We start from the raw sequence: 7,684 nt of genomic DNA on the forward strand, positions 1-7,684 counted from the left end.
ACCCGGTAAAACCCCCGGATCCGGTACCCGACATGTTGAACCTGCATGGCACTCCTCCCTCGCCAAAGAAGTGCCAAAGGTTTGTGAACTTATGCAAGCGTGGCAACCTAGACCAAACCGTTGCAGTCATCAGCGAGCGCGTTGCATCTGCAACACCCGTCTGGTCGGGAAAAACAGAAACTCTTTTCTATCACCCTGATTTTTAGAGATCAGATCTACAAATGTTGCGGGAATGAAAGCTGCTTGCCATGTCCTGGCGGGTTTACTGTCCGCCCTATGAACGCAAGGAGAGTTGATCTATGGCTGAACTATTTTCCCCCACTTGGATGGAACGATTTGCCGCCGCCTGGAACCAGGAGCCGGACTTGGCGCAGGCCTTGGCGCAGATCGATTTTGCTTCCAATATTGCCTATGGCTTTGTGGAAGAAGAAGCGCCTCGCGGATTTTTACAAATTGCGCGGGGACAAGCCGTTAGTGCTGGCCCCTTTCAGGGACAAGCGCTGAACTGGGACATCCGCGCCAGCGTCGACCAATGGATGAAGTGGATTTCGAGTCCACCGGGAATGACGGGTTTGGGTATGGCCTTTACCACCGGCAAGATCAAATTCAAGGTGGGTAACTATAAGAGCATGTTAAAAGATCCGCGTATGGCCGCTCCGTTCATTAAAAGTTTTGCGGTAATGGGCCGCGTCTGATCAACGATTAAAAAATGGGCAGAGTCAAACTCTGCCCAACAATGGATAGTATTTGCTACGTCAATATCCGCCAGAATTGCCGTACCCGGAATCTTCCGGACTGCGTGCCAAGGCTGCCTGAACCTTTTGCGCCAGGGTCGGATCCAAAGCGCCGAGCACCGGTATTAAGCTTGCAGCCCGTTGTGGCTGATTTTGTTGAATCAAGAGCATGGCGGCATGGGAAAAATTTTCGGCTGCCTTCTGGCGCTCGCCATTCATGTAGTACACATTACCCAACTCACCGTAGACGAAGGCAGCATTGGGCACCTGCTGAATGAGATCCTGATATTTTTGGATGGCGGCAGGAATGTCATGCTGCCAATAGGCGGCACGCGCCGCCATCAGCTCTCGGCGCTGTTCGGCGGTGAGTTGGGGTGCCGCCTCTGGGCTTGCCGCCATACCGGGTGCGGCGATGGGGGCAACGGTAAGGGTCTTTTCCGCGACCTTTGGCGTACCGCTCTGCTGGTGGGCGGTAACCCCCCAAATGAACAAAATGACGATAATGATGACTAGGAGAAGAACCAAAGCGGGCCAGGAAAGCACCCGGCTAATAGCGGTCTTTTTGGGCTGGCGCGGCGGCAGCGGCGGATAACTGGTAGCGCCTGGCGGCGTCGTGCCCCCACCCCCGACGGAAGCCGGGGAAGGCGCCGAAGTACCAGATGCTTCGGTGGCTAATTCCGGCGCAGTGGTTCCCGACCCCGGAATAATCTGCGGTGCTTCCGTTCCGGAAGGTACGGTTTCACTTTCTGGGTTCCCTGCGTGGTCGCTGGCTTTTGGCGCCGTCGTCCCGGGGGTTTCGTCGGACACGTTGCCGCTGCGCCCGACGTCGGATCCTTCGCCGGCAGACGATAACTGGTCTTTGCTGGCGTGTGGGTCCTGCTCATTCGTTGTCATACCTGACTCCTCTCGTAACGATCAGATGTGCTCCAAGCAGAAAAGCGACGCGCCCTGCCGGGCACCGCCTTTACTGCTTGTACTATCCTTCCTGGTTAGCGATACCCATAGCCATACGGGTTGTAGCTTGGGGCATAGCCGGGGTAAGGGTCACCATAACCATAGGGCCCGGAAGGCGGCGCATAACCGGGCGCCTGCTGCTGTGGATACACAGGGGGATAATAGGCAGGTGCCGGTTGCGGATACGCACCGTAGGCACCGCCCGGTCCGTAATTGGGATAGGCGGGATAAGGGGCGCTGGGAGCATAGGCCTGACCATACCCGTTGCCATAGGCTCCACCGTAATAGCCATTGAATCCCTGCCCATAGCTGCCGTAGCGGCCGCTGTTGAAACTCATTGGGCCGCCGTGCGGACCGTTGAAGCTCATGCTGCCCATGTCCCAGGGTCCATTGCTGCCAGTAAAGGGGCCACCATAGCCACCAAAAGGACCGCCACCGCTGTAAAAGGGATTGCTTCCCCCGCCCCAGGGCATCCCGCCCCAGGGCATATCACCCCCCCATGGCCCCCAGGCAAAGGCCGGCCCTGCAGCCAGTAAGACAGAGACTCCAAGGGCTGCGGCTGAACCCAAGATCCATCGTTTTTCGTTCATCATTGTCTTCATAACAAAGGCACTCCTACGCATCATCGCCATCATCTGTCGCCGACTGGAGCGCGCCTTCTGCGCCTCGGCCGACACCCAGCAATCCCGATCCAGAATTACTGAAGTGCAGCAAAGCACAGTCCGTGCCACATTATAACAACTTGTTTTTTCACATTAAAAAATTTTCTTGCTAGTTTCGCCTGCAACGGTAGTTTTTACCTCATTGTTTTTCTTTGGATCTTTTGCTGTGGCGCCTGTTGCAACCGTTGCAGAGGTAGCAGATGCTCTTCTCGAACGCACTATCCAACATGATTTTTCTTATTTTATCAGTCTGTTACGCCACGATTATTCCTAGCTGCTGCAACGCAACACCGCTACTGCAACAGATCATCTCTTTGTTTTTTCTGCCAAACCTCTTTTCGTATTGCAACAGCGATCTAGGCACGTATTTATTAGTGCTTAAAAAACATATTGTTACAAATAGGCACGAACTATGCTTTGCCGAGGGCAAGCATTTTTTAGGAACGACACGGAAATGATCCCTCGCAGCTCTACCGTAATTCGCTGGTTCCCCATTGTAGCGTTGGGCCTCGCTCCGGCGATGACCCTTGCCGCGCCCGCTCTGATCGAAGTGCACCCTGCCCCCGCATTGGGTCCGGTCTTGGGCGCCCGCGCCATTCCCGGACAAATAGTGGTGTTGCGTGCACAGACTGCTGGTCGCGTGCAGTACGTTGCAGGCCCTGCGGGTACGCCGGTGCGGGGCAGCGAGATAGTGGTTGCGCTCGACACCGATGCCCTGCTGGCACAGCGGGCACAGGCGGAAGCCGCCTATGCCGCGGCGCAGGTGGCCGTGAGCAATGGCTATTCGCAGTACCAGGTGCAGCTCTATAACTATGGCGGCGGCGCTAGCCCCTGGAATCCATTCGCTTGGTTTGGTCAGGCTCTAGGGGCCATGATGGGCAACCAGCAAAATCCCTGGGCCAATTACCTTGCTGCTCTCGACAATCGCCGCGCCGCTGCCTTGCAGGCACAGGCGCAATTGCAATCGGCAGCCTATCGCATTCGCGAGATCGATGCAGAGATCCGCAATGCGTACGGGGTGTCTCCTTTCTACGGGGTCATTCTGCAGAAGGACGTCAACCCCGGTGATGTGGTGCAACCAGGTCAATCGCTCTTGGTATTGGGAGGGGCTGGCCCCGCACAGGTCCTTGTGCAGGTACCCACCAGCATGAGCGCGGGTCTACGACTCGGCGCTGCCTTGCAAGTCGACAGCGATGGCCGTTTGGTAAGCGCACGGATAGTACAAATCGCGCCCCAGGCGGATGCGCAAACGCACACCATTGCCGTCAAGCTCGCGCTGCCGTCTAATACCGGCATTCGCGCTGGCGATTATGTGACCGTTCATCTACCTGCTGCGCAATCAACATCTCTCGGCGTTGCGATTCCACAATCGGCCCTCCTCCCCGGACGCAGTCTGCCTTCGGTACTCGTGGACGTGCAGGGCATTACGCAACTGCGCGTTTTGCGCCTGGGCGAACCCTTGGGTAACGGCATGGTACAGGTCTTGTCGGGCTTGCGGCCAGGCGACATCATTGTCAATGATCCACCCGCCGGGATTGGTTCCGGCTATCGTCTGCAAACCACGGCAGGAGCGGCTGCATGAACGCCTGTAACGGCAGCCATTCTCCGCAGGCTCCAGAGAAGAAAAATCTCGGTTTGGCGGGGAGCATCGCGCGCATTTTCATCAACTCGCCGCTGGCTCCGCTTTTGCTGCTCGTGCTATTGGCGGCGGGCATTCTCGGCCTCATTTCTACGCCACGGGCCTCGAATCCGCAGATTTCCGTGCCCATGGTTGACATCTTTGTGCCATATCCTGGGCACTCGCCAGCGGAAGTAGCACGCATGGTCGCCGACCCCTTGCAGCAGTTGATGAGCGAGCTGCCGGGGGTGCGGCATGTGTACTCGGTCTCCAATCAAGGTGAGGCCATGGTTACCGTGCGATTCACGGTTGGTGAGCATATGGCCCCAGCTCTGGTGGCGGTGTACAACAAGCTTGCCGCCAATATGGATCGAATCCCTGCCGGGGCGGGCAAACCCTTGGTGCGGGCCAAGGGCATCAATAGCGTTCCTTTCATGACCTTTACCCTGTGGTCGGAGAGCGTGGGGCCTGGCACGCTCGATGAGATCGCGCAAAGCGTATTGAAGCGCTTGAAAGAGGTTCCAGACACCGGCGAGAGCTTTATTGTGCATGGCGCCACGGATGCCCTGAATATCGACGTGCAGCCGAGCCGCTTGGCGGCCTACGACCTGCCGCCACAGGCCGTTGCCGAGGTGGTGCGCTCTGCCAATCAGGAACTACAAAGCGGCAGCGCCGAGGGCAACAATACCCATTTGGCGGTGCTCAGTGGCGGCTTTTTGCGCAGCCCTCAGCAAGTGGAAAACTTGGTGGTGGGCGTTTTTCATGGCGCACCGGTCTATCTCTCGCAAGTAGCAAGTGTCCAGTACGGACCCGCCACCCCCCATAGTCTGGTCACCTACAGCAGCGGCGCGGCAAGCAAGGATGGAGAGCGGGTCAACAATGCACCGGCAGTGACCATCGCCCTGGCGAAGACGGCCGGTAGCAACGCGGTGAGCGTTGGCGAGGCATTGATTGCGCGGGTGCATTCTCTCGAGGGGTCCGTCATCCCGGAGAATGTCCATGTCAGCATCACCCGCAACGACGGTAAAACTGCCAATGACAAGGTCAACTCTTTGTTGTTCAAGCTCTTTGTAGCTACGGCGGCAGTCACGGTATTAATTTTTCTCACCTTGGGCTGGCGCGCTGCCGCCGTCGTCGTTATCACTATTCCGTTGATTTTGCTGATCACGGTGTTTGCCGCGTGGATCGTAGGTATCACCATCAATCGTGTGAGTTTGTTCGGACTGATCTTTTCCATCGGTATCTTGGTGGACGATTCCATCGTCATCGTCGAAAACGTCTATCGCCGTTGGCTGCAGGAGAACAACACCTCGACGGAGATCCTCATCGATGCCGTGCGCGAGGTGGGCAACCCTACCACCCTGGCTACTTTTACGGTGATTGCGGCGCTACTGCCCATGGGCTTTGTAGGCGGGATGATGGGACCATACATGGCGCCGATCCCGGTGCTTGGCTCCGTGGCCATGCTGTCTTCTCTGCTCATTGCCTTTGCGTTGGCGCCGTGGCTGATTTTGCGTTTCAAGCCGAATCTGCGGGTGCTGGAAAAAATGCACCATCGCGAGGCAAAGCAGGCGGCTTGGTTGCGTAAATTCTTCGCCCAAACCCTCATTCCGCTCGTGCGGCGCAAATTGTATGGGCGCCTGTTTCTGGCGAGCATTGTCGTCGCGTTTTTCGGCAGTTTGGCCTTATTCTTGGTGGAGTGGGTACCGTTCACCATGCTGCCCCACGGGAATTCCAACGACTTCAATGTGGTAGTGAACATGCCAGCGGGCACCGCCCTGCCCGACACCGCCAACGCCACCTACGCCATACAGGAACGCCTGCAGGGGATGCGCGATGTCGTCGCCCTGCAGAGCTACGTTGGCACACCGGAGCCCTACGATTTCAACGGTATGGTTCGTCATTATTATTTGCGCAATCAGCCTTGGCAGGCGATGATCCATGTGCAATTGGTAGACAGCGCCGACCGCTCCGCCTCAAGTTCAGCCTTGGCCAGGGAAGCGCGGCAGCGTATCGAGGCGGTAGCACAGAGCTGGGGGGCACGCATCCAGGTCGTGCAAACGCCGCCGGGACCACCGGTTTTGGCGCCAGTTGTAGCCGAAGTCTACGGGCCTTCAGCCGCAATCCGCGACGCGGTGGCCGAACATCTGACCACGGTCTTCGAACAGAGTAAGAACCTGACGGACGTCAACAACACCCTGATGGCGCCCCATAATCTGCTCGCTTTTCATGTGGATGCCACCCGTGCCGGCATGGCGGGAATCAGCAATGCCACGGTCAACGATACCCTGTCCCTGGTCATGGGCGGCCACGAGCTCGGCAATTTTCATCCCTACGGGCAGACCCTAGCGGTGCCCATCTATCTGCAGGCCCCCTTGTATCTGCGCAGCAATGTGCAGAACCTTGCCAATCTGCCCATTCCCTCACCGCAATATGGGGTCGTGCCGCTCTATAGTCTCGGTAACTTTGCGCGAGTACCGGCAGAAGCACCGGTTTACCAGCAAGACCTGCGTCCGGTGCAGTATGTGATGGCAGATACCCAGGGGCGCTTGGACGCACCCTTGTACGGCATGTTGGAAGTCGAGTCTGCCCTCGGCCACTACTTGGCTCCTACCGGCAAGGCCTTGGAGATCAATTGGATCAGCCAGCCGAGTGGGGACATTGCCGCCATCAAATGGGGCGGCGCCTGGACGGTGACCTATCGTACCTTCCGCGACATGGGTGCGGCTTTCTTGGTGGCCCTGGTGCTGATTTACATGCTGGTGGTTTGGGAATTTGGCAACTTTGTCATTCCTGCCATCATCATGGTGCCTATCCCTTTGACCTTGATCGGGATTTTGCCGGGCCATTGGCTCTTTGGCGCCAGTTTTACCGCCACATCGATGATTGGTTTTATCGCTCTTGCCGGCATTATCGTGCGCAATTCGATTTTGCTAGTCGATTACTCCCAGCAGCGGGTTGCTGAGGGGTACCCCGTCCTCGATGCGCTGATCGAGGCCTGCGCCACCCGCACCCGTCCCATCGTCATCACCGCCTTGGCGCTGATGCTGGGCTCGGCGGAGATCATCACCTCGCCCATCTTCCGCGGTATGGGTATCTCGCTCCTCTTTGGCGTGATGGTGTCGACGATCCTTACCTTGCTCGTCATTCCCATGGGTTGCGTGAGCGGTCGCCGCGCTTTTTGCCCTGCCAGTATCGATTTGGGCGACGGTACGGTTGCCGGCCGACCGCCCTTCCCCATGAGTGATCGCACCTGGATCGTCGTCAACCCCGGCGAGATGCCGCTCACGCATAGTGAAAAGCTGGACGACAGCGCTCGTCCGCAGACGACGAAGCGTGGGGGTAGCGATTGTTTTGCACTGTTGTCATTGATCTGGCAGAGCCTTTGGGAGGATCTCCGGGCTTTTGTCGCCGCTTGGCGCCGTTTTCTCACGCGCCTGTTTACCAAGTAACCGCATCGAGGAGAATCTATGTATTCCACATCTTCGCCCCAGCGTCTTCGAGCCCTGTTAGTGCTCGCCGGTCTCCTCATCGCCAGCAGCGCCATCGCGGCACCCTATGCCGGAGAGGATGCCAATTTTGCGGGCGGCGCCAGCGCGGGAATGATCCCTTGGCAAGGCGATGCCGGGACGGCAACAATGCCTGCTCCCCAAAACAATATGATGCCCGCCAATTCTGGCCCACAGGGCTATGGCGCGGCGCCAGCGTGGAACGGC

The 7,684-nt window shown here is 57.8% G+C and carries 6 protein-coding genes; 4 read left to right on the forward strand and 2 right to left on the reverse strand.

Features of this window, described 5'->3' with window-relative positions; all coding sequences use genetic code 11:
• Nucleotides 1–299: 299 nt before the first annotated feature.
• Nucleotides 300–695, forward strand: coding sequence for an SCP-2 sterol transfer family protein (locus RTI30_RS11055; protein WP_312262569.1), 396 nt, complete (start codon nucleotides 300–302; stop codon nucleotides 693–695).
• 60 nt (nucleotides 696–755) lie between these two features.
• Here RTI30_RS11055 and RTI30_RS11060 read toward each other — a convergent pair whose 3' ends face one another.
• Both RTI30_RS11060 and RTI30_RS11065 read right to left on the reverse strand, forming a co-directional pair.
• Nucleotides 756–1,628: a hypothetical protein gene (locus RTI30_RS11060; protein WP_312262568.1), complete on the reverse strand. Its 873-nt coding sequence runs from the start codon at nucleotides 1,626–1,628 to the stop codon at nucleotides 756–758.
• A gap of 95 nt (nucleotides 1,629–1,723) precedes the next feature.
• A complete protein-coding gene (locus RTI30_RS11065; RefSeq protein WP_312283760.1) occupies nucleotides 1,724–2,290 on the reverse strand; it encodes a hypothetical protein in 567 nt (188 codons plus the stop codon).
• 514 nt (nucleotides 2,291–2,804) lie between these two features.
• On the opposite strand from RTI30_RS11065, the gene RTI30_RS11070 reads away from it, so the two are divergent.
• From RTI30_RS11070 to RTI30_RS11080, 3 genes are all read left to right on the forward strand, one after another.
• Nucleotides 2,805–3,932 carry an efflux RND transporter periplasmic adaptor subunit gene (locus tag RTI30_RS11070; protein WP_312262566.1) on the forward strand — a complete coding sequence of 376 codons (1,128 nt, stop codon included), beginning with the start codon at nucleotides 2,805–2,807 and terminating at the stop codon, nucleotides 3,930–3,932.
• Nucleotides 3,929–7,420 carry an efflux RND transporter permease subunit gene (locus tag RTI30_RS11075; protein ID WP_312262565.1) on the forward strand — a complete coding sequence of 1,164 codons (3,492 nt, stop codon included), beginning with the start codon at nucleotides 3,929–3,931 and terminating at the stop codon, nucleotides 7,418–7,420. Before RTI30_RS11070 ends, RTI30_RS11075 begins: the two co-directional genes overlap by 4 nt.
• 18 nt (nucleotides 7,421–7,438) lie before the next feature.
• Nucleotides 7,439–7,684, forward strand: a 246-nt coding sequence (locus RTI30_RS11080) for a hypothetical protein (protein WP_312283761.1), incomplete at its 3' end; no start/stop codon positions are given.

The organism is Candidatus Igneacidithiobacillus taiwanensis (assembly GCF_031962545.1).
Classification (GTDB): Bacteria; Pseudomonadota; Gammaproteobacteria; order Acidithiobacillales; family Acidithiobacillaceae; genus Igneacidithiobacillus; species Igneacidithiobacillus taiwanensis.